Here is a 24,822-nt window from a genome sequence, read left to right on the forward strand (position 1 = left end):
TGCGCTCTCCTCAGAAGTGGTAGACGTCCACGACGTGGTGGATGTAGTCGTTCTTCAGCACCACGGTCTTGCGGCGGATCAGCGGGGCGTCCCCGCTGAAGTCGATCGTGTAGAACGACGTGCCGTAGTACGGGTCGATCGTGTTGTAGCGGAAGTACATCGTGTGCCAGTTGAACCGGACGTCGACGAGATCGCCGCGGCGCTCGATCACCTCCACGTTGGAGATGTTGTGGCTGGTCCGCGGCTCCGGGATGGACGTCGCCGACGAGCGCTCGGTGCGGATCCGGAACACCCGGTCCTCGAGCCCGCCCTTGTTGCCGTAGTAGATCAGCGAGATCTCGCGCTGCGGGTCCTCGGTGAGCCGGTCGTCGACGTCCCAGGACGGCATCCAGTAGACGACGTCGTCGGCGTAGCACTCGAGCCAGCGCTCGAACTCGCGGTCGTCGAGGTAGCGCGCCTCGCGGTAGAGGAACTGCTCGATCGTGTTCTGGGTGATGTGCGTTTCGGTGGTGGTCATCGCGCAGCGACCTCCTTCGCGATCGCGCTCCGCATCACCTGCTGCCAGTAGCTGTGCTGGACGGGGTAGAGGCCCTCGTCCTCGTTCTTCTTACCGGCGGAGATCACGCCGTCCATGCCGAGCGACGTCGCGACCTCGTCCGGTCCGGTGAGCCAGTGCTCCGCTCCGCGGCTCATGTCGTTCCACGGCGCGGCCGTCGCGCGGTAGGTCAGCTGGCAGGCGCGGAACTCCTCCAGGTCGTCCGGGGTGGCCATGCCGGAGGCGTTGAAGAAGTCCTCGTACTGGCGGATCCGGTGCGCGCGGGCCTCGTCGCTCTCCCCCTTCGGCGCGATGCAGAAGATCGTCACCTCGGTCCGGTCCGGCGCGATCGGCCGGTAGTGCCGGATCTGGGTGGAGAACTGGTCCATGATGTAGACGTTCGGGTACACGCACAGGTTGCGGGACCCCTTGACCATGAACTCGCCCTTGGCCTCGCCGAACCTCTCCTTCAGCTCCTCCATCGAGCTCCACAGAGGACGGTCCTCGGGGTTGCCCGCGAACGTCCACAGGCACAGGTGCCCGTTCGGGAACGACCAGTAGCCGCCGCCGGAGCGGCCCCAGCTGCCCGCGTCGAGCGCCTTCGTGTCGTTCGTGGACTCACCGGATTCGCGCCGCGACGTCGTCGCCGCGTAGTTCCAGTGCAGCGACGAGACGTGGTAGCCGTCGGCGCCGTTCTCGGTCTGCACCTTCCAGTTGCCGTCGAACGTGTAGGTCGACGCACCGCGCAGCACCTCCAGGCCCTCCGGCGACTGGTCGACGAGCAGGTCGATCACCTTCGTCGCGTCGCCCAGGTGCTCGTCCAGCGGAAGCACGTCCGGGTTCAGCGAGCCGAACAGGAAGCCGCGGTAGGAGTCGAAGCGCGCGACGTGCGTGAGGTCGTGCGAGCCGTCGGTGTCGAAGTTCGGCGGGTAGCCCGCACCGTCCGGGTCCTTGACCTTGAGCAGCCTGCCGTCGTTACGGAACGTCCAGCCGTGGAACGGGCAGGTGATCGTCATCCGGTTGTCGGTCTTGCGACGGCACAGCATCGAGCCGCGGTGCGCGCAGGCGTTGATGATGCAGTGCAGCTCGCCCTGCTTGTCGCGGGTGATCATCACCGGCTGGCGGCCGATGTAGGTGGTGAAGTAGTCGCCGGGGTCCGGCAGCTGGCTCTCGTGCGCCAGGAAGATCCAGTTCCCCTCGAAGATGTGCGCCATCTCCAGCTCGAAGATCTCCTCGTCGGTGAAGATCCGCCGGTTGGCCCGGTAGACCCCCGCGTCCCGGTCCTCGACGACTGCGGAGTCGACGATCGACTCCACGTGGGTGAGGTCTTCGGTCATGGGAGTCCTCCTGTGGTGGGGGGACACTCCGTCGGTCCCCGGCGCGGCGTCGTCACACTGTCGCCGGGACCGGACGGCACGGGCATCGGACAGATGCCTAGTGCTGACCTGGGGTACCTCCCAGGGCGCCCGTGACCTGCAAAGATGCGGCCAGACGCTTCAGGTCTGGCTTCGGACCGGCGCCGTCAGCCCGCGGGCCGCTCGTCGATCAGCCTGGCCACCGCAGCCGCCAGCACCATGTCGTCGATCGCGCCCATCTGCTGGCCGCGCAGGATCCCGTCGCGGTCGATCAGCAGGGTCGTCGGCGTGCCCTGCATGGCGTAGGTCCCGAACGTGACCGGCTCCGGGTCGGGCGGCTCGTGGGCGTCCACCCCGACCGGGAACCGCACCCGGTACTGCGCCAGGAACGCCGCCAGGCTCGTCGGGGTCATCGCGTCGTGGTGCTCGAACACCGTGTGCAGCCCGATCACGGCGAGATCGTCGCCGAACACCCGCGAGATGTGGTCGGCCTGCGGGAGGCCGTACCGGACGCAGCCGGGGCACAGCATCTGGAACGCCTCGACGAGCACGACCCGGCCGCGCAGGTCGTCGAGCGTCAGCGGGTCGCTGTTGAACCACTGCGCGACCCGCCACGCCGGCGCCTTCTCCCGGTAGCGGCGCTGCGGTGAGAGGGAGATCGTCACGCTCCCACCCTCCTAGACTCGCGGCATGGACACACGGCAGGTCGTGGAACGGGTCGTCGACGCACCGGCGGAGGCGATGTTCGACCTGCTCACCGACCCGTCCCGGCACCACGAGCTGGACGGGTCCGGCACGGTGCTGGGGCTGGTGTCCGGCGAGCGGATCACCGCGGTGGGACAACGGTTCCGGATGTCGATGGACCGTCCGGGCCGCTCGGACTACCGGTCCGACAACATCGTCACGATCCTCGAGCCGGGCACCACCGTCGGCTGGGCGACCACCGAGGTCGACGGCGAGCACCTCGGCTACACCTGGACGTTCCGGCTGGCGCCCGACGGCCCGGACCGGACCGTCGTGACGCACGTCTACGACTGGAGCGACGTCGTCGACCCCGATCTTTTCGTCCGCTTCCCGCAGGTCAGCTACGCGGAGATGATGCGGACGGTGGACCGGCTGGCCGCCGCCGTCGCCTGAGGACGGTCAGCTCCCCGGCGGGACCTCGTTGAGGATCACGCTCTTGTTCTCCAGGTACATCCGCAGGCCCTCGACGCCGCCCTCGCGGCCGAGGCCGGACTGCTTGAAGCCGCCGAACCCGACCCAGAAGTCGGTGCGGTGGGCGTTGTGCCCCACCGTCCCCGAGCGCAGGCGGCGGGCGACGGCGCGGGCGCGCTCGACGTCCGGCGTGAACACCGACGCGTTCAGGCCGTAGTTCGTGTCGTTGGCGATCCGGATCGCGTGCTCCTCGTCGTCGGCCGGGATCACCGAGAGCACCGGGCCGAAGATCTCCTCGCGCCCGATCGTGGAGGCGTTGTCCACGCCGGCGAACACGGTCGGCTCGACGAACCAGCCCTTGTCCAGGCCCTTCGGGCGGCCGCCTCCGGTGAGCAGGCGCGCGCCCTCCCGGACGCCGGTGGCGATGTAGCCCTCGACGCGGTCACGCTGGCGCTGCATCGCCAGCGGGCCCATCTGGGTCGCCTCGTCGAACGGGTCACCGACCCGGACCTGGGAGAACGTCGCCGCGAGCGCCTCGGCCAGCTCGTCGTGCCGGTTGCGGGTGACCACGATCCGGGTCAGCGACGAGCACACCTGGCCGGAGATGTTGCACTCCGCCGCGGACAGCACGCTCGCCGCCTCGGCGAGGTCGGCGTCGTCCAGGACGACCGCGGCGGACTTGCCACCCAGCTCCAGCGTGCAGCGCGCGATCCGCTCCCCGCAGAGCGACGCGATCCGCTTGCCCGCGGCCGTCGACCCGGTGAACGCGATCTTGTCGACGCGCGGGTCACGCACCAGCAGCTCGGAGACCTCGCGGTCGGCCGTGACGACGTTGACGACGCCCGGCGGCAGGCCGATCTGCTCGCAGATCTCGGCGATCAGGTAGCCGGCGCCCGGCGCCTCGGGCGAGTTCTTCAGCACGACCGTGCAGCCCGCGATCAGGGCGGGAGCGACCTTCCACGCGATCAGTCCGGGCGGACCGTTCCAGGGGATGATCGCGCCGACCACGCCGACCGGCTCCTTGACGATCTCGGCCCACGCGCCGGCCTGCGGCGTCGCGGGCTCCGTCCAGTCGAACGTGTCGGCCAGGCCCGCGTAGTACTCGTAGATCTTGCCGGTCTGCGCCGTCCCGGCCCTGGCCGAGGCGTGCAGGATGCCGGACTCGCGGGGCCAGATGTCCGCGGCGTCCGCGGCCCGCTCCCGCAGCTTCTCGCCGATCGCACGCAGGTACCCGGCCCGCTCCTGGTGGCTCATCCGCGGCCACGGGCCCTCGTGGAACGCCTCGGCCGCCGCGCCGACCGCGCGGTCCATGTCGGCCTCGCGGGCCTCCGCGATCCGGTAGTACAGCTGCTCGGTGGCGGCCTCGATCACGTCGATCGTCGCGTCCGTGGACGGGCTGACCCACTGTCCGCCGATGAAGAACCGGTCGAGGCTCCGCAGGGGTGCCCTGGTGTCGTCGGTGATGCTCATGGCGGCTCCTGTCCGTGGTGACGAGGCGTTCCCTAGTCTCAGTGTTACTAGTGAACGGGCCCTGTGTCGACAGGCCGCGCCAGAACAGACGCGCGAGCGCAGCGCCCGGACCGTCCACTTCGGACGTTTCGATCCGGATGCGACCCTCCGGTGCGTTCCGGCCGCCTCACTCGGTGTCGACGAACAGCGACAGGTCGAGCGGCTCGCCGTTCGTCAGGGAGCCCTCCTTCTCCAACGAGAGGTCCGGCTTCGGGCCGAGCACCTGGCCGTTGTGCCGGTCGTCGGCGGGCTGCCCCTCCTCGCGCAGGTACCGGTCACCGGTCCCGGCCAGGTCGAGCATCGCGCCGATGCCGCCGAGGAACCCGCTGCCCTGCGAGCCGTGCGCGAACCGGATCAGCCCGGGCACCGCCTGCGTCGGGAGGCCCTCCTCCTGGTTGCGGTAGCCGGCCGCGCGGTACGTGTCGTCGCCCGCGGAGTCGACCAGCAGTCCGAGCGCCGGAGCGACGAAGATCCCGACGCCCTGCAGGCTCCGCGGGAGGTTGTCGCACCGGCCGCCGACCTTGTCCTCGTCGTTCGGGCTGGCGTGCAGCTCCGAGCCGAGCCCGCTGTCGTCGATCACGCCGCCGGAGCCGTCCGTCTGGAACTCGGCGTCCGGGTCGAGCGGGCCGGGCATGTAGTAGTCGTAGTCGTCGTCGCCCGCGTCGTCGTGGAGGATGCCGACGCCGACCAGCAGGCCGAGACCCTGTGCGTTGCGCATGGCGAGGTAGTGGTCGTCGCCGTCGCGGTCCTCGAGCAGGCCGACGCCGCCGAGGTGCCCGGATCCCATCGTCCCCGTGCGGCCGGTGTAGCGATCGTTCCCGGCCTCGTCGACGAGCATGCCGACGCCCTCGACGCCGGAGCCGATCGTGGCGAACCGGCGGACGGCGGGATCGCTGCTGCACAGGTCGTCCGGGAACTCGGGGGCCTCGCGCACGCCGTAGGTGTCGTCGCCGTCCATGTCCCAGAGCAGGGCGGCGGCCGGGACGCACTCCGGACCGTCGAACGACGGGACACGGCTGCCGTCCGGCCCCTTCAGGACGCGACCGGACAGCGAGTCCGGGTAGGTCTGGCGGCAGCCGCGGGCCGGCTCGTGGTAACGGGCGAGCGGGTTCGTCACGCTGCGCTTGACGTCGATCTGGTTGCCGCCCTGGTTGTTCAGGTACGTGTCGTTCCCACCCTGGTCGACCGTGAGCATGTAGTCCTCGACGTACGTGTCGTCGGTCTCGCCCGGCGAGAACGCCAGCAGCGGCCAGATCCGCAGCGGCTTCGCGTCACCGGTGTCGGTGAGCGCCGGGCGGGCGGCCTCCATCGCGCCGCGCAGCGTCACGGCACAGGCCCGCAGCGCCGCGGCGGACGCCGGATCGGGCTGCGCCGTGCCGTCCATCAGGTCCGCGTGCGACGTCCTCCCCAGCAGGGCCGTCGTGTCGCCGTTGCACAGCCCGAGCTGGGCGACGAGCCCGGCCAGCGCGCCGGACGACTCCGGGCTCAGGTTCGCGTCGTCGACGTCCCGCTGGACCGTCGCGCGGTCCTGGCCGACGCCGAGCCTCCCGGAGACCGAGAGGATCTCGTCGACGAGGGAACCGGCCTCGGGCAGCGATGCCGTGGGGAGCGGCGCGAGCCCTGCGAGCTCGGCCGCTCCGGACGGCACCGCCGGGCCGAGGATCCCGAGCGGGTCGGCGTGCTCCGGCTCCGCGCCCGCGGTCCCGGCGGCCGCCACCGCCGCGCCGACCACCAGGAGAGGTGCGACGACCATCGCCATCGTGCGCCGGAACGGTCGCCGCGTGCGGTTCCCCATGTAGCTGTGCTCTCCTCGTGTATCCCGTCGGTCGGACGGCCCGAGCTTCGGCCGCGGGACGCGCGAGCGACCACCCCCATGTGGGGGCAGTGACCCGATGGGCCGGTGCCTACCGTCCGAGGAGTGTTCGACGGCGTGTTGTGGGGCCATCTGGCCCTCCTGGTGATGGCCGCGGGATCGATCCTGATCCCGGAGCTGGTGCACGCCGCCGTGCGGGAGCGGCGGGGCGCCAGCGTCCCCGAGCCGTCGCCCGTTCAGGTCGCCACCCCGATCGAGTGACCGCCCAGCCTGACCGAACCCACGGTCGATTCGGCCCGTTCTTCTCCGCGAATACGGAACTATCAGGCGAGATGGGGCGCAGGTGCGACTCTCCAGAACGACCCTCCTGACCGCGGTCGCGGCCGCGCTGGTCACGGCCGCCGTCAGCACGACGGCAGGCATCGCCGAGCCCACCGGCAACAACCTGGAGCGCCCGCTCAGGGCGAACCAGACCGAGGGTTTCGGCGAGGGGCAGAACCAGGTTTTCACCTACGCCCAGAACTTCCACTGCACGATCGAGCCGTTCGACGACCTCGACGGCATCGGGCGCGGCGGGGACGGTGTCCCGGCCGCGTCGGACCCGGACGAGATGATCATCCCCGAGTGCCTGGCCGGCACCACGCCCGGCGGCGCGGAGCCGCAGATCGACCCCGCCGGACGGTCGCTGGACGAGGCCCGGAAGTTCTGGGCGATCGTCCCGACGTTCGACGCGAACGGCAACGGCGTCCCGGAGGCGCTCGACCCGGCCCCCGGCGTCGACCTGCAGTGCCCGGAGCCCGGCCCGCCCGCGACCGAGAAGAAGCAGCCGGTCGGGTCGTGCACGATGCACCCGAGCGTCGTGCTCGTCGACCCGATCCTCGGCCGGGCCCTGCGCAACATCACCGGGCTGCCAGCGCCGGACGTCCCGCCGCTGGCCGGCGTCCCCGGCCCGCTCCCGGTGAGCCCGCCGGTGGCGCTGCCGACGGTCGATCCCGGCGCGGTCATCCCGCTGCCGAGCCACAGCCACATCGTGGAGACGACCGACGACCCGGACCAGCAGTGGTGGCAGGTCGTCGTCGTGCTCGTCAAGGACCAGTCGGTCTGGCCGGACAAGGACGGCAACTGCGCCGCGGGCCGGGACAGGTGCCTGACGTCGATCGACTCGCTGCGCGCGGCCCAGGCCGAGGGCGAGACGACGACCGGCCAGGACATCCCGACCAACATCTGGCTGTTCTTCGCGAACGAGCCGGAGCAGGGACCGGTCGGGGAGAACGCGCCCGCCGAGTCGGCCTCCATGGGCTCCATGGGGCACGATATGAGCCACATGACCGGCTGAACGAGCCCGATACACGCGTCCGCGACTGCGGATTCGCATCTCGGTCACGATCCGCAGTAGCGGACTTTTCCGCGGCACAACCGTGACGGTGGGGCCATCGAGACCGTTGTGCACCCAAAGGGCTCAGCTCCCGCCGAACCGAGGTTCTCCATGAGACACAGGGCGACGACGCCCACGGACGACACCCGCCCGCAGAGGGGACGGAGTGCTCGCCTCGTGCTCGCCGCGGCACTCGTCGCGTGCTCGGTGGTCGGTCTCGGCCTCGTGGGCGGTCCGGCGTGGGCCCAGGACAACCGCACGGTCACCGGCCCCGTCGTCGACGGCGTCCGGCCGGCCCTGCCCGCCGGCTCCACGGTGGCGATGACCCCTACCGGAGAGCTCGCGGCCGCCGGCACGTCGGACGTCCCGATGAGCGTCCTCGCGCCGGACGGGCGGGACTTCCTGCGGATCTCCACGCGCGGTGTCGACCTCGACGCGGCCCACCCGTTCACCTACGAGAGCCGGACGCCGCCGGGCATCGCGACCCGCCTGCCCGCCGGCGTTGCACCGGGCGCACCGGAGCGCTGGGTGCACGTCTCGGACGCCGCGTCCTGGAAGTGGTTCGACGCCAGGACATGGCCCGCGGCGGTCGGCTCGCCCTCCGGCGGCAGGCCCGGCACGACACAGGTGCTCGGTGCCTGGACGGTCCCGCTCCGGATCGGCGCCGACCAGTACACCGTGGACGGTCGTCTCGAGCGGCGCCAGCCGGTCGGTGCGCTGCGGACGACGGTCGACTCGCCCCCGGACGGGCTGTCCGCCGTCGTCGCGCCCGGCGACCGGCCGAGCCTGATCCTGCAGGGTCCGCCCGGGCCGGTCGTGACGGTCCTCGGGCTCGACGGCGAGCCGTTCCTCCGGCGCACCGCGGACGGCTCGTGGGAGGCGGACAGCGCGAGCCGGACCTACCGTCTCGGCCTGCTGCGCGACGGCCGCCCGGTCCCGCAGGTGTCCGGCTGGGTCCCGTACGCCGAGGCCGGATCGGTGAGCTGGGCCGACGACCGCCTGCCCCCGCCGGGGCCGGTCCTGCAGGCCGCGTACGCGGCGGCCACTCCGGCCGACATCTGGCGCTGGCAGGTCACCGTCCTCGTCGACGACCGCAGGGACACGCTCTCCGGCGTGGTCCGCTTCGGCCCGGGTCCCGCCGCGGCGGGCGGTTCCGGGTCGGCGAGCCTGCCGCTGATCGGGCTCGGTGCCGCCGTGCTGGTCCTCGGCGCCGGTCTGGTCCTCCTGACCCGGCGCCACCGGCGGCTGGCCGCCGCCGACTTCGCGGCGACCGGCTCGGGCGCCACCACGTCCACGCACGCCGGCTCCCCCGCCGACTCCGACGATGCCGATCTCGTTCCCCCGCGAGAAGGAGCTCCCCTCCCATGACCACGATCCGACACCTCGCACTCGGCGCCGCCACGGTCGCCGCGCTCGCGCTGGGCGGCTGCGGGAACGCCGCCGACAGCGCCGCGCCCGCCCCGCAGCCGGCGAGCCCGGCCGCGGCCGCGGCGCCGTCCGCCGCCCCGCAGGCACCGGCCACGAAGCGGATCGAGATCACCGTCGCGGGCGGGAAGGTCCAGGGTGGCCTGCAACGGATCGAGATCCCGCTCGGCACACCGGTCACGCTCGTCGTGACCAGCGACGAGAACGACGAGGTCCACCTGCACGGCTACGACCGCGAGGCCGAGCTGACCGCGGGCACGCCGGCCACGATCGAGTTCACGGCGGACCAGCCCGGCGTGTTCGAGCTGGAGCTGCACGGGTCGGGGACGCAGCTGGCGAAGCTCGAGGTCCGGTGACGACCGTGATGGTCCCGGCGCACGGCGTCGGCACCCGCAGCGACCTGCCCGTCCCGCTCGGCCCCGCCGCCGCGGCCGCGTCCGTCACGCTGATCATCTCGTTCGTCGTGCTGGCGTTCCTGTGGCGCTCGCCGCGCTCCCCCGGCGGTGGCCGCCCGCTGCCGCGGGTGGTCACGGACGTCGTCGACCACCCGGCGACACGCACGACGGTCCGGGCGGTCGCGCTCGCCGTGCTGATCGCGGTGATCAACATCGGGTTCGTCGGCCCGGACGACCCGTCGGACAACGTCGCGCCGTGGGCGTTCTACGTGACGTTCTGGGCGGGGCTCGTGCCGCTGTCGCTGCTGCTCGGGCCGGTCGTCCGGTACGCGAACCCGCTGCGGCTGCTGCACCGGATCGTCACGGGCGCGCTGCGGATCGACCCGGACGGGCTGCGGACGCCGCCGGCGTCGGTCGGGTACTGGCCCGCCGCCGCATCGCTGACGGCGTTCGCCTGGCTGGAGCTCGTCGCGCCCGGCCGGGCCGAGCCGGCGACCGTGGCCGGGTTCCTGGCCGGCTACGCCGTGGTGCAGGTCGCGGCCGCGACCGTGTTCGGAGCCCGGTGGTTCGACCGCGGCGACGGCTTCGAGGTGTACTCGTCGCTGATCGGCGGGCTGTCTCCGGTGGGCCGCCTGGACGACGGGCGGTTCGGGCTGCGCAACCCGCTGGACGGCCTCGAGCGGCTCGCGCCGGGCCCGGGGCTGGTCGGCGTCGTCGTCGCGCTCGTCGGCACCACCGGCTACGACGGGATCTCCCGGACGACGTGGTGGACCTCGACGGTCACCGAGGGGGTACTCGGCGGCACGCTGGGGCTGGCCGCGACCACGCTGGCCGTCGGCGTCATCTACCTGCTCGGCTGCGCGGCACTCACCCCGCACGGCGCGCACGAGGGTCAGCGGCCGGGACCGGCGACGTTCGCGACCACGCTGGCCCCGATCGCGGCGGGCTACGCGATCGCGCACTACTTCAGCCTGCTCGTGTTCGACGGGCAGCAGACGTTCATCCTGGCCGGGGACCCGCTCGGCACCGGCGCCGACCTCCTCGGCCTCGCCGGGACCCGCATCGACTACACGCTGCTCGGCCCGATCGCGATCATGGCGGTGCAGCTGCTGGCCATCGTGACCGGCCACCTCGTCGCCTCCGTCGCGGCGCACGACAGGGCCGTCCGGCTGTACCGGTCCGAGGACGCCGTCCGCACCCAGTACCCGATGCTCGCCGCCATGGTCGCGCTGACGATCGGCGCCGTCGGTCTGCTGTTTGCGGGATAGTAACTCCGCAGACGCGGACAAAGCTACGATCTTTGGGTGATTCTGCGGAACTCCGGGAACCATTCGTCGTTAAGCAGACATGCGCACAGTGAACGGCAGCGTTGCCGCCCAACCGGGCGTATCCCCCGCGTGGACGCAGGCCGCCACGGCCGGAGCAGTCCGGCACGGGCAGCTCGAGTGCTCGCCACTCCCGTCCCTGCGCCGGGCGTCGGGCAAGCGGGGCGACGACACCGAGATCCGTCGCCGCGTCGACGCCGAGCGCCAGACCCTGGCCGGCGCGCTGCACGACGAGATCGGGCCGCTGCTGTTCGCCATCGCCGCCAGCACCCAGCGGGCCCAGGCCCTCTACCGCGAGGACGTCGGCGAGCTGTGCCGCACGGTGGACGACGTCGCGAACCGCGTGCACGCCGCGTCCGACCGGCTCCGCGAGCTGCTCGCCGCCGCCGCTCCGGTCGACGCGGACGATGCCGTCCCGACGGCCGTCGAGCGCGACGTCGCGGACTTCCGCCGGCGCACCGGCCTCTGCGCCCACCTGGTCGTCCGTGGCCGGGCCCGGCGCCTGGACGCCCGCGTCGAGCGGACCGTCCTGAACTGCCTGCGGCAGGCGCTGTTCAACATCGAGCGGCACGCCGACGCCGACCAGGTCGTCGTCACGCTGGACTTCGCGCCGGAGGAGATCTCACTCGTGGTGCTGGACGACGGCCGCGGCCCCGAGGAGTTCGAGGCGCTGGCCGGCGTGCCGTCCGGCGCCCGGCGCTGGGGCTTCGCCTCGATGTCGCGGCAGGCCGAGCAGAACGGTGGCTCCGTCGGCCTGCGCCGCGAGGACGGCGGGACGGCCCTCCGATTGCGCCTCCCCTGCTGAGGCCCTGATGAGCACCCCGCACACGGTCCTGGTCGTCGACGACCACCCCGTCGTCCTCGACGGCGTGCGCGCGCTCGTCGAGACGGCGGCGGACCTGACGGTCGTCGGAGAGGCGACCGACCGGGCGACCGCGATCAGCCGGGCCGCGCTGCTGCGCCCGGACGCCGTCGTCCTGGACCTGCGCATGCAGGGCAGCCACGCCCCCGAGACCGCGGCGCGGATCAAGAGTGCCGCGCCCGGCGCCCGGGTCCTGCTGCACACCGCGACCGAGGAGCTGGAGCCGGTGCGCGCGGCGCTCGGTGCGGGTGCCGACGGGGCGGTCTTCAAGGACAGCAGGCTGCTCGTCGAGGGTCTGCGTGCGGTCCTGACCGGCCAGGTTCCGTTCGTCGATCCGCGGCTGGCCGCCGGGCGGCGTTCGGACGACCCGCGCTCCGCCCAGCAGGTGCTGTCCCCGCGCGAGTACGAGCTGCTCGTCGCGTTCGCGGACGGGAAGTCGACGCGCGACATCGCGGGCGACCTCTACCTCACCGAGAGCACGGTGCGCAGCTACGTGAAGTCGCTGCTGACCAAGCTCGGGGTGCACAGCCGCATCGAGGCGGTGGCGGAGGCACGCCGGCTGACCTTGATCTGACCAGCGGCACCACCCTCGGATGCGGGTATCAGAACTCGATCTCGCACACGGACGCTGGCGTTCGACCCCGACACGAGACTGGAGCCGGCCGATGACCACGATCGAGAGCTACGAGTCCGCCCTCGATCCCGCACGCACCGCGTTCGCGCAGGATCCCTCCGTCCGCCTCGTGCAGGACCCGGCCATCGGCGAGACCCGCCTGGAGAGCTTCCTGATCACGTTCAACGCGCTCGGGGTCGCGATGACCGAACCGGTCGAAGGGTGGATCCGGCGGGCAGGCCAGGCGTGCGTCGACACCGGCGGGTCCGGCACGACGGAGCTCGGTGAAGCGCTGCAGAAGCACGCTGCGGGCGAGGCCGACCACCACCTGATGATGATCTCCGACCTGCGCGCGCTGTGCGACCGGCGCACCCGGGCGGGTCGCCCCGCACCGGACCCGGACGACATGCTCGGGCTGGAGTGGCCGGAGCCCGTACACCGGTACCGCGAGCTGCACGAGGACGTCATCGCGGGCGACACGCCGTTCGCCCAGATCGCCATCGAGAACGAGATCGAGCTGCTGTCGCTCGGGTTCGGCGCCGGCATGCTGGACAACGCCCGCACGCTGCTGCACAGCGACGGGAGCGAGCTGAGCTTCCTCGACGAGCACGTGTCGCTCGACGTGGGACACACCGCGTTCAACAAGCGGCAGATGGCCGGTTTCCTCAGCGAGCGTCCGGACGCGCTGGAGCCGCTCGTGCAGGCCGGGACGGCCGCTCTGGACGCCTACCGGGCGTTCGTGGGCCACTGTCTCGCCCTCTCCCCGGAGTGACCGCGCCCGCCCGGCCGGACTGGCACGTCCTCGAACCGCAGGCGGCCGGGACGCCATGGCCGATGCTGGACGCCGTCCGCTGCTTCCGCGGGCGGCTCCTCTACGACGACGGGCTGCGGCCCGCGTTCGCCGGTGGCACGGACGGCCCGTGCGACGACGACCCCGCGGACCTCGGCGCCCACCACGTCGTCGCCGTCTCCGGCGGTGAACCGTGCGCGGCGCTGCGCGTGCTGCCGCTCGACGACGGTTCGGCCGGCTTCTGCGACCGGTTGCTCGGCGACGGGGCCACCGCGCGCCTGCTGACCCGCCTCGACGTACCGCTCGAGGACGCGTGGGAGGGGTCCGGATGGGCCGTCCGGCCGGGGCCCGGCCGTGCCCGGACGGCCGCCGAGACGCTCGCGGCGGGCGTCGCCGTGGCCCGTGAGCTGGGCCGGGACACGCTCGTCGGTGCGTCCGGAACGCGGTACGGCCAGCTGCACCGCGTGCTGTCCGCCGGGTTCCGCCGGGCCCCCGGCGTCGACCCCGTCACGGTGCCGGAGCTCGCCGACGACCTGCAGGTCGTGCTGGGACACGTGGACACGTTGCGACCGGAGTTCCGCGCTCTCGTGGACCGGATGACGCCCCGGCTGTCCTGGCCGGCACGCCGCTCCTGAACGACCCGGCACCGTCCGACCGACCGGCACGTCCGACCGACCCGCACGACGAGTGATGCGGACGGCGCGCACTGACTCGGAAGGCGCACCGGTTCGGCGAACGCGCGCTGATCCGGCGAACGCGCGCTCGTCCGGCGAATGCGCGTGCCCGATCGCGTGCGTCTGCCGGTTCGGCGAGCGTTCTCCGATGTCGGGTGCGGCGGGCCGGGACACAGTCGCCGGTGGTCGCGTCCGAGCCCGGCGTGCGCTGGTCCGGAGCACACGCCGATTCGGTGAACGCGTGCGTCTGGGCGCGTGCGGTCACCGGTTCCGCGAGCGTTCTCCGATGTCGTGTGACACGGCTGACGACACGGGCCGGCACCGATACCCGGTGCCGGCCCCTGCGGTCGTGTGCGGGCGTCAGCTCGTGACGTCCGCCTTCGCCCGGTGCGATCCCCGCGGCACGGAGGTGCCCGCGTCGTTCCCGCCGGAGCCGGACGACGTCCGCCTGCGGCGCAGGATCCACCGGGTCCCCACGATGACGACGGCCAGCAGCACGACAGCGCCGCCGATCCACCACCAGATGCTGATGCCGCCCCGGTCGGCCGGGTTGAACGTGGTCACGCCCGGCACGTCGAAGCGCTGGCCGTCGACGATCATGCTGATCGTCCAGTTCTGCACGTCCTGGGAGCCGGACATCGCGTAGAGGTCCGCAGGCGACAGGTCCGAGTCCGCCCACGGAACCGTGAACGAGACCTGCGGGCTCTGCCCGAGCGACCGCCACTGCGGCGGCGCCGCCGGGTCACCCTTCGGACCAGCCGCCTCGGCACCGCCCTGCTGGGCCAGCCACGTCGGGCTCTGCTCGTTCGCCTCGGCGCCCTGCTGCGTCACCTTCAGGAACGGCTCGCCCGCCTCACCGAGGACGACGATCTCGCCGGCGCCCTGGTTGTTCACGCCGATGCCGGGCGTCGGGTTGCCCGGCAGCGCCGTCAGCGACACGCCGTCGGCCGGCTGGGTCTCGGACAGCGTGGGGACGAACGACCCCATCGGCGGCCGGTACTCGAAGTGGCCGTCCGCCGTGCCCGGCCTGTCCCCGACCGTGACCGGCACCGACCAGGCGCCGAACGGGTCGAGCGGGTCCATCGATGCCTTCTGGTCGTCGGTCAGGGTCGCGTCCCGCAGGCGCGGGTCGAACCAGCCCCACGACGGGTCGAGGCTGACCTTGACCCAGACCGGGGTGCCGCGGTCGGCCGCCCGCGGCGGGATCTGGACCTCCTCGGCGACGGCCTTGGACCGGTACCAGTCCGGGGAGCGGAAGTTGGCGAGCACGCCACCCGGCCCGATCCGGAACAGCGGGTCACCCGCCGTGGACATGACCGTGATCTCGGTCGGTGTCGGGTTGTCCAGGACGAACTGCGACCCCATCTCGGTCGCCTGGACGGACAGGGTGGCGCCGGCCAGGTCCGGCGACCGGTCCATCACCGCGGCGATGTCCGACGACGTGCCCTGTGCCTGCGCCGAGGCCACCGGCGCGATGCCCAGCAGCGCGACCAGCGCCAGGAACAGCACACCGGCGCCGGACGCGAGGCGCCCCGTGACGGATGTGACGGATGTGTTCCGGGGGGAGACGCGCCGAAGCGCCCGTCCGGACCGGACGAGCGCTTCGGCGGTGCTCCGTGGGGAGCGGTGGATCATGAAATCGACCTCGGGTGCTTCCGGCGGCCGTGGCCGCGTCGTCCTTCGGAGGCCCCGCCGCCCAGGTTGGGCAGCAGGCCCGGCTGCTGTCCGCTCCCGGACGACCGGCCGTCGTCCGAGGTCGAACCGCCCGGCGGACCCTGCTCGGGCTCGGAACCGTCGCCGTTCACGTTCGGCGGTGCCTGCCCGATCCCGGTGTTGTTCGGGTCGTCGACGTTGCCGCTGACGCCGGGGATGCCCTTCGGCACGCCGAGCGGGTCGGTCTGACCCGGCACGGTCGGGGTCTGCAGCGGGTTCGGCGGGTTGTCCAGGATCGTGTTCGGCTCGGTCTGGGTCGCGCCGTTGGGCTGGAAGCCGTCGACGGTCTCCGGACCCATCGGCTGGAGCGCCTCGCCGCCGTCGGACTGGTCACCGACGTGGACGATGCGAGCCACGGACGGGATCGAGCTGCCGTCCTGGGCCGTCCGGTTCACGAACAGGTAGTAGTAACCGGGCGGTGCCGCGACGCCGTCCTGCGGCGTCGACGCCGACAGGGTGCCGTCGTCCTTCTTCTGGAACGGCAGCTCCAGCGTCCGGGTGTCGCTGTCCATCACGTGCTGCGGCGACGGCATGCGCATCAGCATCACCTTGCTGATGTCACCCGCGTTGCCGGTCGCGATGTCGAAGTCCTCGCCCCACGCGACGCCCTTCTGGACGCCGTCGATGTTCGGGCGGTCTCCCTTGTGCAGGTACGGCGGCGAGAACAGCTCGAAGGACGGGTCCTTGTCGTTGTTGCCCGTGATGCCCGGCACCGCGTCGCGCTGGATGCCGTAGCCCAGCGAGATCGGCGAGTTGCCGCCGATCAGCACCTGGCCGTTGGGCAGGAGCAGACCGTTGTTGTGGTAGGTCCGCGCCCGCTCCGGCAGCGCCATCTGCGTGAACGTCTTCGTGTCCGGGTTGTAGAGCTCCGGCGTCTTGACCGGCAGCTCGGCGCCCGGGAACACGACCTCGTCGTTGCGCGCGCCGTTGGTCAGCAGCGTCTGACCGTCCGGCAGCGGCGTCGGCTGGCTGAACCAGCGGCCCTCGTTCATGAGCGGGCCCGGCTCGTTCGTGACCTTGCCCTCCTTGTCGACGCTGGTCAGCGTCGTGGTGGGCGTCGCGACGTAGGTGCCGGGAGGCGGACCGAAGTTTCCGCCGGCTCGCAGGATCGTCATCTTGTCGTACGGCGCCTTCATCGGGAGCGCCACCGACGCGGGCGAGCTGCGCGGCAGCGTGAGCCCGGCGTTCTCCCACTCCTTGGTCTCCGGGTTGAAGAAGCCCTGCTGCGCATAGAGCGCCTCGTCGGCCGCCTGCCCGAACGGGCCGAACATCTGCCCGTCGCCGGAGTAGAACAGCTTGCCGTTCGGGGTGAGGTACATCCGCGCGTTCTGCGGGAGCGTCTTCTCGGAGTTCGGCCCGGTGTAGTCCTCGGTCCACTGCCCGGTGGCCGGGTCATAGGTCTCGGTGCGACGGACCTGCGAACCCTGGGTCGACTTGATCAGCTTGGTGGTGCCGCTGACGGCCGTGACCTTGCCGTCGGGCATCGTCGTGACCGTCGGGTACCAGCGGCCGTACTTCATCGAGCCGGTCGCGTCCCAGCGGTTCTTCTCGCCGTCGAAGATCCGCGCGCTGCGCAGGCCCTCGAGCTCGATCACGCCGACGTTCGCCGGGTCGCCGTCCGCCTTCTCCAGGATCGACGGCTCGTTGTACCAGTCGGTGCCGCCGACCAGCAGGTTCCGGCCGTCGGGGAGCTGGGCGATGTCGGCGCAGAAGATGTCGCCGTCGTTGTCCTGGACGTCGTCCGGGGAGCAGGTCGGGTTCGCCTGCGGCCCGCCGAGCGCGCCGTTGGTGGAGCCGACCAGGCCGTCGCCGGGGCGACCGGGGACGCCGGCCACACCGAGCGGGTCCTGCGTGAGGCAGTCGTCGCTGGTCCGGCCGGGCTGGATGTTCGGGTTGTCCCCGTCGGTCCGCTCGTTGTCCGGCTTGGTCCACGTCGGCTTGCCGTCACGCAGGTCGAGAACGCGGGTGCGGCCGTCGCGCGCCTCCGGCGAGAGGGCCGGGACGACGGTCTCCTCCGCGTTCTCCTCGGCCTCGATGCCGTTGCCGTACAGGACCCGGCCGTCGGGCTGCATGGCGCTGGTGACCGCGGTCGGCTTGCACTGCAGCCGGTCGCGCTCGTCGTTCGGACCGTCGTTCGGAACGGTCTCGCAACGCGGGGTACCTGCACCGCCCTCCTCGAACGGGACCGACCACGACCCCTCCGCGGCGGGGTCGGCGGCGGGGGCCGCGAACACGAACGGTGCTGTCGCGATACCTCCCCCGGTCACCAGGGCGGTGGTCGTCGCGAGCACGACCAGCCGCCGTCCCCCCATTCTGGGACGTCGCATGAAAGTTCTCCTCTCGAGCACACGCCCTGGGGAGTCGTCCGACGTCCGGGGAGCTGGAGTCGGAGGCATGGGCTCACGCGCAGTCAAGAGGAGATCAACGACAGTCAAATACCCTCATCTGAGGGCAGGGCGGCACCCGCCGTCCTGGCTACCGTCCGGCCGACGCCACCCCCAGGGAGTCAGCCATGCCGCACACGACCCACGTCGGCGCCGAGCCCGGCGAGTACCACTGCAGCGACAACGGGTGCCGGCGTGTCTGGACGCACGACGGTGGACCGCTGCGGCACCAGCCCGTCGACGACGAGTACTCGACCCTCACGCCGCGCCGCTGGCACCCGTGCCCGTCGTGCCTGGACGCCGATCCGCTGATCGCCGACTTCGCGCACGACCTCCGCCGCCGGACCGCCCAGGACATCCTCGCCTGGGTCTGACCGACCGGATCAGCGGCAGGACGGCGCGTCGGCCGCCACGGCCTCGACCCCGCCGATCGGCGGCGGCAGCGCCCGGCCCAGCTCTACGGCCCGGTCGGCCACGTCGGTGTCGCTGCAGAAGCCGCGCCCCGACCGCTTGAGGCAGAGCAGCCCGGCCAGCGCGTTCCCGGGCCCGACGACGGCAAGCCGCCTGCGGTGCCCGGACTCCATGGACCGCCAGGTGCGGTGCAGGTCGGCGTCCGGCCCGACGACGCGCCCGGCCAGCCGCCCGGTCGTCGACGCCGGCGCGTCCGGTGGTGCCGTGAACAGATCCATGGGCTCGACGACGGCGAGCAGAACGCCACCGTCGACGACGAGCACGCAGTGGACGTGGTCGTCGGAGAACATGTCGCGCACCTCGGCGACCGTGGTCTCCGGACCGCACACCTTCGGTCGGCGGATCATCGCGGAGCCCACCGTCCGGGCCGCGCCGTTCCCGAGGCCCGTCCACGAGCCGTTCGCCATCGGACCTCCTCCCGTCCCGCTCATCCCCCGATCGTCCGTCATCCGGCGCCTGCACGCCATGCAGCGCGCCCCCGGGCCCGGTACTCGGCCCGACTCGCGCATCACCAGCCACAGCGCGGGCCCCGCCGGTTCGACGGCCGCCGCGGGCATCCGGGTCGCCCGGCACGTCGAGCCCGATGGTGCGGGCGCCCGGCGTGGATCCGGGACACCCGGGATCCGCGTCAGACCATCAGGCCGCCGCCGCAGACGACGGTCTGGGCGCTGACGTAGTCCGACTCCGGGATGCAGAACAGGTAGACCGCACCGGCGGCGTCGGCCGGGGTGCCGCTGCGGCCCAGCGGGATCATCTGCTCCATCGAGGCCAGCAGGTCCGGGTTGACGCCCACCTTGATCTCGCGGCCCTGCACGTCGATCGTGCCGTCCCCGCCCGCGACCGTGCCGGTGAGCCGGGTCGTGATCAGGCCGAACGCGACCGTGTTGACGGTGACGTTGTAGCGGCCCCACTCCTTGGCCAGCGTCTTCGTCAGCCCGGTGACGCCCGCCTTGGCGGCCGCGTAGTTCGCCTGACCGGCGTTGCCGCCGAGACCCGCGATGGACGAGATGTTCACGACCTTGCGGCACGGCACGTCGTCGCCAGCGGCCTTGGCCGCCTTCACCAGCCCGGAGATCACCGGCTGCGCGGCGCGCAGGATCCGGAACGGCGCCTTGAGGTGCACGTCGAGGATCGCGTCCCACTGCTCGTCGGACATCTTCTGCACGACGCCGTCCCACGTGTAGCCGGCGTTGTTCACGATCACGTCCAGCCCGCCGAACGCATCCACACCGGTCTGCACGAAACGCTCGGCGAACCCGTCGTCGGTCACGCTGCCGACGCAGGCCACGGCGCGTCCGCCGGCCGCCTCGACGGCGGCGACGGTCTCCTTCGCGGGGGCGTCGTCCAGGTCGTTCACGACGACGGCGGCCCCGTCACCGGCCAGCTTGCGCGCGATCTCGGCGCCGATCCCCCGGCCGGAGCCGGTGACGAGCGCGACCTTGCCGTCCAGCTTTCCCATGGTCAGTCCTGTCGGTCGACGGCGACGGTCGCGTCGCCGGTGAGGGTGGTGGTGCCGTCGGCCAGGGTCACGGCGAGCTCGATCGTCGCGAGCCCGTCGTCGACGCCGGTGACGCGGCCGGTGCAGGTCGGCTGCCCGTGCACCGGGGTGATCGCGGCGAAGCGCACCCGGTAGGTGCGGATCCGTTCCTGTCCGAAGTGGTCGGTGAGCAGGCGGGCCAGGTACGCCATCGACAGCATCCCGTGGGCGAACACGTCGTCCAGGCCCGCGCCGCGGGCCACGTCGATGTCGATGTGGATCGGGTTGTGGTCGCCGGACGCGCCGGCGAACAGCGCGAGCGTGGTGCGCGTGATCGGCGGGACGGACAGCTCCATGGTGTCGCCGGTCCGCATCAGCGCACCACGATCGTCGTCGTGGCGTCGGCGATCCGCTCGCCACCGCGGGTGATCTCGGTCCGCTTCACGACGAAGTCCAGGTCCTTCTTCGCGTACGCGCCGGTGATCCGCGGGCGCAGGGTCACGGTGTCCCCGGCGTGCGCGAGCGCGTGGTAGGTGAACGACTGTTCGCCGTGCAGCACGCGGCGCAGGTCGACACCGAGCTCCTCCAGCCAGCCGAACGCCTCGGGCCGCTCCATCTCGAGTCCGAACAGAAACGTCGGGGGCACCGGCACGTCCGGGTGGCCCGCCGCCTTCGCGGCGTCCACATCGGAGTATACGGGGTCCGTCTGCCCGGTGGCCGAGGCGAAGAACGCCAGCCGCCCGCGGTCGACGGTGACCGTCAGCGGCTCGAACACCACCGCCGTCGCCCGGTCCGGATCGATCATCCGGAGACCTTCTCGTACAGCGTCACCACTGCCGCGCCACCGAGACCGATGTTGTGCTGCAGGGCGATCGACACGTCGTCGACCTGGCGGGGCCCGGCGTCGCCGCGCAGCTGCCAGGTCAGCTCGGCGCACTGTGCGAGGCCGGTGGCGCCGAGCGGGTGCCCCTTGGACAGCAGCCCGCCGGACGGGTTCGTGACGACGCGGCCGCCGTAGGTGTTGTCCCCGTCGGACACGAACTTCTCGGCCGTGCCCTCCGGCGTCAGCCCGAGCGCCTCGTAGGACAGCAACTCGTTCGTGGTGAAGCAGTCGTGCAGCTCGACGACCCGGACGTCCTCCGGCGCGACCCCGGCCGCCTCGTAGACCTGCTGCGCGGCGGCCTTCGACATGTCGTAACCGACCAGGCGCATCGGGTCGCCCTCGAAGCTCGACGCGGTGTCGGTCGTCATCGCCTGGGCCTTCACCGCGACGTCGGTGCGCAGGCCGTGCCGCCGCGCGTACTCCTCGCTCACCAGCACCGCCGCGGCCGCACCGCAGGTCGGCGGGCAGCACTGCAGCCGGGTCAGCGGGCCGGTGATGTGCGGGGAGGCCAGCACGTCCTCGACCGTGACCTGGTCGCGGAACACCGCGTACGGGTTCCCGACGGCGTGCTTGCGCGCCTTCACCGAGATCCGCGCGAACACGGCTGGGTCCATGCCGTAACGGTCCACATAGGCCGTACCGGCGGCGCCGAAGTAGCGCGGGGCGAGCGGCACCTCGGGGTTGCCCGCGTCGCCGAGCGCGGTCTCGAAGCGCCCGAACGCGCTCGGCCGGTCGTCCCAGTGCTCCTTCAGGGCGCCGCGCTGCATCTGCTCGAACCCGAACGCCAGCACGCAGTCCGCCGCACCCGAGGCGATCGCCTGGCGGGCCAGGAACAGCGCCGACGACCCGGTGGAACAGTTGTTGTTGACGTTGACGACCGGTAGGCCGGTCATCCCGACCCGGTAGAGCGCGTTCTGCCCGCTCGTCGAGTCGCCGTACACGTAGCCCGCGTACGCCTGCTGCACCGCACCGAGCTCGACGCCCGCGTCGGCCAGCGCGGCGCGCACGGCGCCATCGGCCAGCACGTCGTAGGGCTCGCTCCGGCTCGGCGTCGCGAAGGGCACCATGCCCACGCCCGCCACGGTGACCCGCTGAACCATGCCCGTCCCCTGCTCTATGTGAATTGCGGTTAGCTTTGGTAGGAGACTAGCACCGTTTCGACGTGGCGGAAGAGAACAGCGGCTAGAGTCCTGCCGGACGAAGGAGGTGCCCGATGACGGTGCAGGCCCGCGACGTGCCCCGGCGACGGCCCGCGGACCGGCGCGCGCAGATCCTGGCCGCCGCGGCCCGGCGGTTCCGCCGCGACGGCTACCACCGCGTCGCGATGGCCGACATCGCCGCCGACGTCGGGATCCGGGCCAGCGCGCTCTACCGGCACGTCCGCGGCAAGGAGGAGCTGCTGCTCACCGTGCTCGACGGGCAGCTCGCCCGGATGGAGGAGGTGGCGGCGGGCTCAGCCGACCCGATCGCCGCGCTGGCCGCGCACGCCGTCGAGCTCCGCGAGTTCGGTGCGCTGTGGGGCCGGGAGGCGGGCCACCTCCCGCCGGACGCGCGACGGGCAGTGCGCCACCGGCTGCGCGGGGTCGCCGCATCCCTGGCCGGCGACGTCGCGGACGAGGACGACCTGCGCTCGTGGGCCGTCCTGTCGGTGCTGGACAGCCCGGCCCATCACGGCGTGCAGGTCGACGCGGACCGGCTCTCGGCCGTCCTGCTCGCCGCGGCCCGCGCCGTCGCCGTCGCACCGTTGCCCGACGACCGGGACGTGCTCCCGCCGGAGGACGGCGGCCTGCCGCCCGCGTCCCGGCGCGAGGCGCTGCTCGGCGTGGCGGCCCGGCTGTTCGCCGACCGCGGCTACCCGTCCGTCGGCCTCGACGACATCGGCGCCGCGGCCGGCATCGCGGGGCCGAGCGTCTACAACCACTTCGCCAGCAAGGCCGACGTGCTGGCCTCCGTGCTGCAGCGCGGAAACGAGGCGCTGTGGTTCACGCTGCACCACGACCTGGCCCGCGCGTCGGACCCGGCGGACGCCCTGCGCAGGCTGGCGGCCCGCTACAGCGCGTTCGTCGCCGACGACCCGGCGATCGTCGGCGTGCTGCTCACCGAGGTCGTCCACCTCCCCGCGGACGTGCGGGAGCCGTTCCGCAGGGCCCAGCGGGACTACGTGGCCGAATGGGTGGCGCTGCTGCGCCGGGACCGCCCGGACCGCGACGAGACCGACGCGCTCCTGCGCGTGCACGCCGCGCTGTCCGTGGTGAACAGCCTGTCGCGCATCCACCATCTGCGGACCCGGCCCGGCCACGTGGCCAGGACCGCGACCCTCGCCCGTTCGGCGCTGGAGCTTAGCTAGCCGCGATTCACTTTACCTTGACTTTGCCGCTCGGCGCCGTCACTCTGGGCGACATCGCACTCGCGGTGATTCACATAGGAGTGATCTCGTGTACCTGACGCAGGGTCTGCACCGAGCCGTCCAGCAGCATCCCGACGACGTGATGACCGTGTTCGGGGACCGCACCCGCACGTTCGCCGAGGTCGCCGACCGCGTCGGCAGGCTCGCCGCCGCGCTGCAGGGGCTCGGGGTCGGCTCCGGCGACCGGGTCGCGATGCTCTCGCTCAACTCGGACCGGTTCGGCGAGTACCTGCTCGCCGTGCCGTGGGCGGACGCCGTGCTCAACCCGGTCAACATCCGGTGGAGCCCGGCCGAGATCGCCTACTCGCTGCAGGACTCGGACACCGGTGTGCTGCTCGTCGACGACACGTTCGCCCCGATGCTCCCCGCCCTGCGCGAGGCGGCCCCCGGCCTGCGGACGGTGATCCACGCGGGCGACGGCCCGACGCCGGATGGTGCGGAGTCCTACGAGGACCTGATCGCGGGCCACGACCCGGTGCCGGACGCCCGCCGCGGCGGGGACGCGCTCGCCGGCCTGTTCTACACCGGGGGCACCACCGGCCACCCGAAGGGCGTGATGCTCTCGCACGCCAACCTGATGGTCTCGGCGCTCGGCATCCTCTCGACCGGCTACCTGTTCGGGTCCGGCACGCGCTGCCTGCACGCCGCCCCGATGTTCCACCTCGCCGACATGGCGGCCTGGAACGCGACCACCGCGGCGGGCGGCGCGCACGTGATCGTCCCGGCGTTCGAACCGGTCGCGGTCATGAACGCGATCGCGACGCACGGCGCCACGGACTCGCTGCTGGTTCCGGTGATGATCCAGATGTTGATCGACCACCCGCAGATCGCCGAGCACGACCTGACCAGCCTGCGCGCCGTGCTCTACGGCGCCTCGCCGATCGCGCAGTCCGTGCTGGAGCGCGCGATGAAGGCGTTCCCGAACGCCGACTTCACGCAGGCCTACGGCATGACCGAGCTGTCCCCCGTCGCCACCCTGCTCAGTCCGGACGACCACCGCCGCGGCGATCGCCTGCGCTCGGCCGGTCGCGCGGCGCCGCACTCCGAGGTACTGGTCGTGGACGCCGAGGACGACGAGGTGCCGCGCGGGACGGTCGGCGAGATCGTCGCGCTCGGCGGGCACGTGATGCTGGGCTACTGGAACCAGCCGGAGGCCACCGCGGCGGCGGTGCGCGACGGGTGGATGCACACCGGCGACGGCGGCTACATGGACGACGACGGCTACGTCTTCGTCGTCGACCGGATCAAGGACATGATCGTCAGCGGCGGCGAGAACGTGTACTCGGCCGAGGTCGAGAACGCGCTCGCCACGCACCCCGCCGTCGCCTCGTGCGCCGTCATCGGCGTGCCCGACGACCAGTGGGGCGAGCGCGTGCACGCCGTCGTCGTCCTGCGGGCGGATCAGACGGTGACGGCCGAGGAGCTGCGCGAGCACGCCAAGACCCGGATCGCCGGATACAAGGCGCCGCGCAGCGCGGAGTTCGTCGACGCCCTACCGGTCTCCGCCGCCGGCAAGATCCTCAAGCGGGAACTGCGCGCCGCCCACTGGTCCGAAGGAGACCGGGAGGTCCACTAAGGACCGACACAGCACGGCCGCTCGCCCACCGGTGCGACTTCCGTCGACTCGGCCGGCACGACCGCGAGAACGACGCCGGCCCGGC

General features: G+C 72.4%; 25 protein-coding genes. 13 read left to right on the forward strand and 12 right to left on the reverse strand.

The features are described from left to right. Window positions 1-10 precede the first annotated feature (10 nt). From benB to EV378_RS13230, 3 genes are all read right to left on the reverse strand, one after another. Complete coding sequence (gene benB, locus EV378_RS13220) at window positions 11-517, reverse strand: benzoate 1,2-dioxygenase small subunit (RefSeq protein WP_132424597.1); 507 nt, start codon at window positions 515-517, stop codon at window positions 11-13. Further along, window positions 514-1,872: a benzoate 1,2-dioxygenase large subunit gene (benA, locus tag EV378_RS13225; RefSeq protein WP_132424600.1), complete on the reverse strand. Its 1,359-nt coding sequence runs from the start codon at window positions 1,870-1,872 to the stop codon at window positions 514-516. The genes benB and benA overlap by 4 nt, the downstream gene beginning before the upstream one ends. Window positions 1,873-2,057: 185 nt before the next feature. After that, entirely contained in the window at window positions 2,058-2,555 is a 498-nt protein-coding gene (locus tag EV378_RS13230) for a redoxin domain-containing protein (protein ID WP_207908657.1), read from the reverse strand. 25 nt (window positions 2,556-2,580) lie between these two features. Here EV378_RS13230 and EV378_RS13235 point away from each other — a divergent pair, with 25 nt between their 5' ends. Beyond that, a complete protein-coding gene (locus EV378_RS13235; RefSeq protein ID WP_132424603.1) occupies window positions 2,581-3,027 on the forward strand; it encodes an SRPBCC family protein in 447 nt (148 codons plus the stop codon). Between the two features lie 6 nt (window positions 3,028-3,033). Here EV378_RS13235 and EV378_RS13240 read toward each other — a convergent pair whose 3' ends face one another. Together EV378_RS13240 and EV378_RS13245 are read right to left on the reverse strand one after the other, a co-directional pair. Then, window positions 3,034-4,515 carry an aldehyde dehydrogenase gene (locus EV378_RS13240; protein ID WP_132424606.1) on the reverse strand — a complete coding sequence of 494 codons (1,482 nt, stop codon included), beginning with the start codon at window positions 4,513-4,515 and terminating at the stop codon, window positions 3,034-3,036. A gap of 166 nt (window positions 4,516-4,681) precedes the next feature. Continuing rightward, complete coding sequence (locus EV378_RS13245; protein ID WP_132424609.1) at window positions 4,682-6,349, reverse strand: hypothetical protein; 1,668 nt, start codon at window positions 6,347-6,349, stop codon at window positions 4,682-4,684. 123 nt (window positions 6,350-6,472) lie between these two features. On the opposite strand from EV378_RS13245, the gene EV378_RS35325 reads away from it, so the two are divergent. The 9 genes from EV378_RS35325 (at window position 6,473) to EV378_RS13285 (ending at window position 13,787) form a co-directional block, all read left to right on the forward strand. Further along, complete coding sequence (locus EV378_RS35325; protein WP_165922273.1) at window positions 6,473-6,628, forward strand: hypothetical protein; 156 nt, start codon at window positions 6,473-6,475, stop codon at window positions 6,626-6,628. An 82-nt stretch (window positions 6,629-6,710) separates the two neighbouring features. Then, the gene (locus tag EV378_RS13250) at window positions 6,711-7,703 is read left to right on the forward strand and encodes a hypothetical protein (protein ID WP_132424612.1); all 993 of its coding nucleotides are present in this window, start codon (window positions 6,711-6,713) and stop codon (window positions 7,701-7,703) included. A 150-nt stretch (window positions 7,704-7,853) separates the two neighbouring features. After that, window positions 7,854-9,110, forward strand: a complete 1,257-nt coding sequence (locus EV378_RS13255) for a hypothetical protein (RefSeq protein WP_132424615.1) — start codon at window positions 7,854-7,856, stop codon at window positions 9,108-9,110. Then, the gene (locus tag EV378_RS13260) at window positions 9,107-9,523 is read left to right on the forward strand and encodes a cupredoxin domain-containing protein (RefSeq protein ID WP_132424618.1); all 417 of its coding nucleotides are present in this window, start codon (window positions 9,107-9,109) and stop codon (window positions 9,521-9,523) included. Before EV378_RS13255 ends, EV378_RS13260 begins: the two co-directional genes overlap by 4 nt. Further along, window positions 9,520-10,830, forward strand: a complete 1,311-nt coding sequence (locus EV378_RS13265) for a hypothetical protein (protein WP_207908658.1) — start codon at window positions 9,520-9,522, stop codon at window positions 10,828-10,830. The genes EV378_RS13260 and EV378_RS13265 overlap by 4 nt, the downstream gene beginning before the upstream one ends. A 79-nt stretch (window positions 10,831-10,909) precedes the next feature. Further along, window positions 10,910-11,692 (forward strand): sensor histidine kinase, encoded by a 783-nt coding sequence (locus EV378_RS13270; protein WP_132424621.1) that lies wholly within the window; start codon window positions 10,910-10,912, stop codon window positions 11,690-11,692. Window positions 11,693-11,699: 7 nt separating this feature from the next. Continuing rightward, complete coding sequence (locus EV378_RS13275) at window positions 11,700-12,323, forward strand: response regulator (protein ID WP_132424624.1); 624 nt, start codon at window positions 11,700-11,702, stop codon at window positions 12,321-12,323. A gap of 91 nt (window positions 12,324-12,414) precedes the next feature. After that, window positions 12,415-13,134, forward strand: coding sequence for a hypothetical protein (locus tag EV378_RS13280; protein ID WP_132424627.1), 720 nt, complete (start codon window positions 12,415-12,417; stop codon window positions 13,132-13,134). Further along, complete coding sequence (locus tag EV378_RS13285) at window positions 13,131-13,787, forward strand: GNAT family N-acetyltransferase (RefSeq protein WP_132424630.1); 657 nt, start codon at window positions 13,131-13,133, stop codon at window positions 13,785-13,787. Before EV378_RS13280 ends, EV378_RS13285 begins: the two co-directional genes overlap by 4 nt. Before the next feature lie 399 nt (window positions 13,788-14,186). Here EV378_RS13285 and EV378_RS13290 read toward each other — a convergent pair whose 3' ends face one another. Both EV378_RS13290 and EV378_RS13295 read right to left on the reverse strand, forming a co-directional pair. Continuing rightward, window positions 14,187-15,335 (reverse strand): hypothetical protein, encoded by a 1,149-nt coding sequence (locus tag EV378_RS13290; protein WP_132424633.1) that lies wholly within the window; start codon window positions 15,333-15,335, stop codon window positions 14,187-14,189. 122 nt (window positions 15,336-15,457) lie between these two features. Next, a complete protein-coding gene (locus EV378_RS13295; RefSeq protein WP_132424636.1) occupies window positions 15,458-17,866 on the reverse strand; it encodes a galactose oxidase early set domain-containing protein in 2,409 nt (802 codons plus the stop codon). A gap of 185 nt (window positions 17,867-18,051) precedes the next feature. Between EV378_RS13295 and EV378_RS13300 the strand changes: the two genes are divergently transcribed. Continuing rightward, window positions 18,052-18,297 carry a hypothetical protein gene (locus EV378_RS13300; RefSeq protein ID WP_132424639.1) on the forward strand — a complete coding sequence of 82 codons (246 nt, stop codon included), beginning with the start codon at window positions 18,052-18,054 and terminating at the stop codon, window positions 18,295-18,297. Between the two features lie 9 nt (window positions 18,298-18,306). Here EV378_RS13300 and EV378_RS13305 read toward each other — a convergent pair whose 3' ends face one another. The 5 genes from EV378_RS13305 to EV378_RS13325 form a co-directional block, all read right to left on the reverse strand. Further along, window positions 18,307-18,801 (reverse strand): CBS domain-containing protein, encoded by a 495-nt coding sequence (locus tag EV378_RS13305; protein WP_165922274.1) that lies wholly within the window; start codon window positions 18,799-18,801, stop codon window positions 18,307-18,309. A 221-nt stretch (window positions 18,802-19,022) separates the two neighbouring features. Continuing rightward, window positions 19,023-19,853 carry an SDR family NAD(P)-dependent oxidoreductase gene (locus EV378_RS13310; protein WP_132424645.1) on the reverse strand — a complete coding sequence of 277 codons (831 nt, stop codon included), beginning with the start codon at window positions 19,851-19,853 and terminating at the stop codon, window positions 19,023-19,025. A gap of 2 nt (window positions 19,854-19,855) precedes the next feature. Beyond that, window positions 19,856-20,245, reverse strand: a complete 390-nt coding sequence (locus EV378_RS13315; RefSeq protein ID WP_132424648.1) for a MaoC/PaaZ C-terminal domain-containing protein — start codon at window positions 20,243-20,245, stop codon at window positions 19,856-19,858. Then, the gene (locus EV378_RS13320) at window positions 20,245-20,676 is read right to left on the reverse strand and encodes a MaoC family dehydratase N-terminal domain-containing protein (protein ID WP_132424651.1); all 432 of its coding nucleotides are present in this window, start codon (window positions 20,674-20,676) and stop codon (window positions 20,245-20,247) included. The genes EV378_RS13315 and EV378_RS13320 overlap by 1 nt, the downstream gene beginning before the upstream one ends. Then, window positions 20,673-21,854 (reverse strand): lipid-transfer protein, encoded by a 1,182-nt coding sequence (locus EV378_RS13325; RefSeq protein WP_132424654.1) that lies wholly within the window; start codon window positions 21,852-21,854, stop codon window positions 20,673-20,675. Before EV378_RS13325 ends, EV378_RS13320 begins: the two co-directional genes overlap by 4 nt. 113 nt (window positions 21,855-21,967) lie before the next feature. Here EV378_RS13325 and EV378_RS13330 point away from each other — a divergent pair, with 113 nt between their 5' ends. Both EV378_RS13330 and EV378_RS13335 read left to right on the forward strand, forming a co-directional pair. Next, the gene (locus EV378_RS13330) at window positions 21,968-23,101 is read left to right on the forward strand and encodes a TetR/AcrR family transcriptional regulator (protein ID WP_132424657.1); all 1,134 of its coding nucleotides are present in this window, start codon (window positions 21,968-21,970) and stop codon (window positions 23,099-23,101) included. 88 nt (window positions 23,102-23,189) lie between these two features. After that, window positions 23,190-24,737, forward strand: a complete 1,548-nt coding sequence (locus EV378_RS13335; RefSeq protein ID WP_132424660.1) for an acyl-CoA synthetase — start codon at window positions 23,190-23,192, stop codon at window positions 24,735-24,737. Window positions 24,738-24,822 lie beyond the last annotated feature (85 nt).

The sequence above is a fragment of the Pseudonocardia endophytica genome (genome assembly GCF_004339565.1).
GTDB classification, from domain to species: domain Bacteria; phylum Actinomycetota; class Actinomycetes; order Mycobacteriales; family Pseudonocardiaceae; genus Pseudonocardia; species Pseudonocardia endophytica.

Excerpts from the sequence above, each read along its gene's own strand:
- benB (WP_132424597.1), bottom strand. The coding sequence starts at position 517 with ATGACCACCACCGAAACGCACATCACCCAGAACACGATCGAGCAGTTC.
- benA (WP_132424600.1), bottom strand. The coding sequence starts at position 1,872 with ATGACCGAAGACCTCACCCACGTGGAGTCGATCGTCGACTCCGCAGTC.
- EV378_RS13235 (WP_132424603.1), top strand. The coding sequence starts at position 2,581 with ATGGACACACGGCAGGTCGTGGAACGGGTCGTCGACGCACCGGCGGAG.
- EV378_RS13240 (WP_132424606.1), bottom strand. The coding sequence starts at position 4,515 with ATGAGCATCACCGACGACACCAGGGCACCCCTGCGGAGCCTCGACCGG.
- EV378_RS13245 (WP_132424609.1), bottom strand. The coding sequence starts at position 6,349 with ATGGGGAACCGCACGCGGCGACCGTTCCGGCGCACGATGGCGATGGTC.
- EV378_RS13255 (WP_132424615.1), top strand. The coding sequence starts at position 7,854 with ATGAGACACAGGGCGACGACGCCCACGGACGACACCCGCCCGCAGAGG.
- EV378_RS13260 (WP_132424618.1), top strand. The coding sequence starts at position 9,107 with ATGACCACGATCCGACACCTCGCACTCGGCGCCGCCACGGTCGCCGCG.
- EV378_RS13270 (WP_132424621.1), top strand. The coding sequence starts at position 10,910 with ATGCGCACAGTGAACGGCAGCGTTGCCGCCCAACCGGGCGTATCCCCC.
- EV378_RS13275 (WP_132424624.1), top strand. The coding sequence starts at position 11,700 with ATGAGCACCCCGCACACGGTCCTGGTCGTCGACGACCACCCCGTCGTC.
- EV378_RS13280 (WP_132424627.1), top strand. The coding sequence starts at position 12,415 with ATGACCACGATCGAGAGCTACGAGTCCGCCCTCGATCCCGCACGCACC.
- EV378_RS13295 (WP_132424636.1), bottom strand. The coding sequence starts at position 17,866 with ATGCGACGTCCCAGAATGGGGGGACGGCGGCTGGTCGTGCTCGCGACG.
- EV378_RS13300 (WP_132424639.1), top strand. The coding sequence starts at position 18,052 with ATGCCGCACACGACCCACGTCGGCGCCGAGCCCGGCGAGTACCACTGC.
- EV378_RS13305 (WP_165922274.1), bottom strand. The coding sequence starts at position 18,801 with ATGGCGAACGGCTCGTGGACGGGCCTCGGGAACGGCGCGGCCCGGACG.
- EV378_RS13310 (WP_132424645.1), bottom strand. The coding sequence starts at position 19,853 with ATGGGAAAGCTGGACGGCAAGGTCGCGCTCGTCACCGGCTCCGGCCGG.
- EV378_RS13315 (WP_132424648.1), bottom strand. The coding sequence starts at position 20,245 with ATGCGGACCGGCGACACCATGGAGCTGTCCGTCCCGCCGATCACGCGC.
- EV378_RS13320 (WP_132424651.1), bottom strand. The coding sequence starts at position 20,676 with ATGATCGATCCGGACCGGGCGACGGCGGTGGTGTTCGAGCCGCTGACG.
- EV378_RS13325 (WP_132424654.1), bottom strand. The coding sequence starts at position 21,854 with ATGGTTCAGCGGGTCACCGTGGCGGGCGTGGGCATGGTGCCCTTCGCG.
- EV378_RS13330 (WP_132424657.1), top strand. The coding sequence starts at position 21,968 with ATGACGGTGCAGGCCCGCGACGTGCCCCGGCGACGGCCCGCGGACCGG.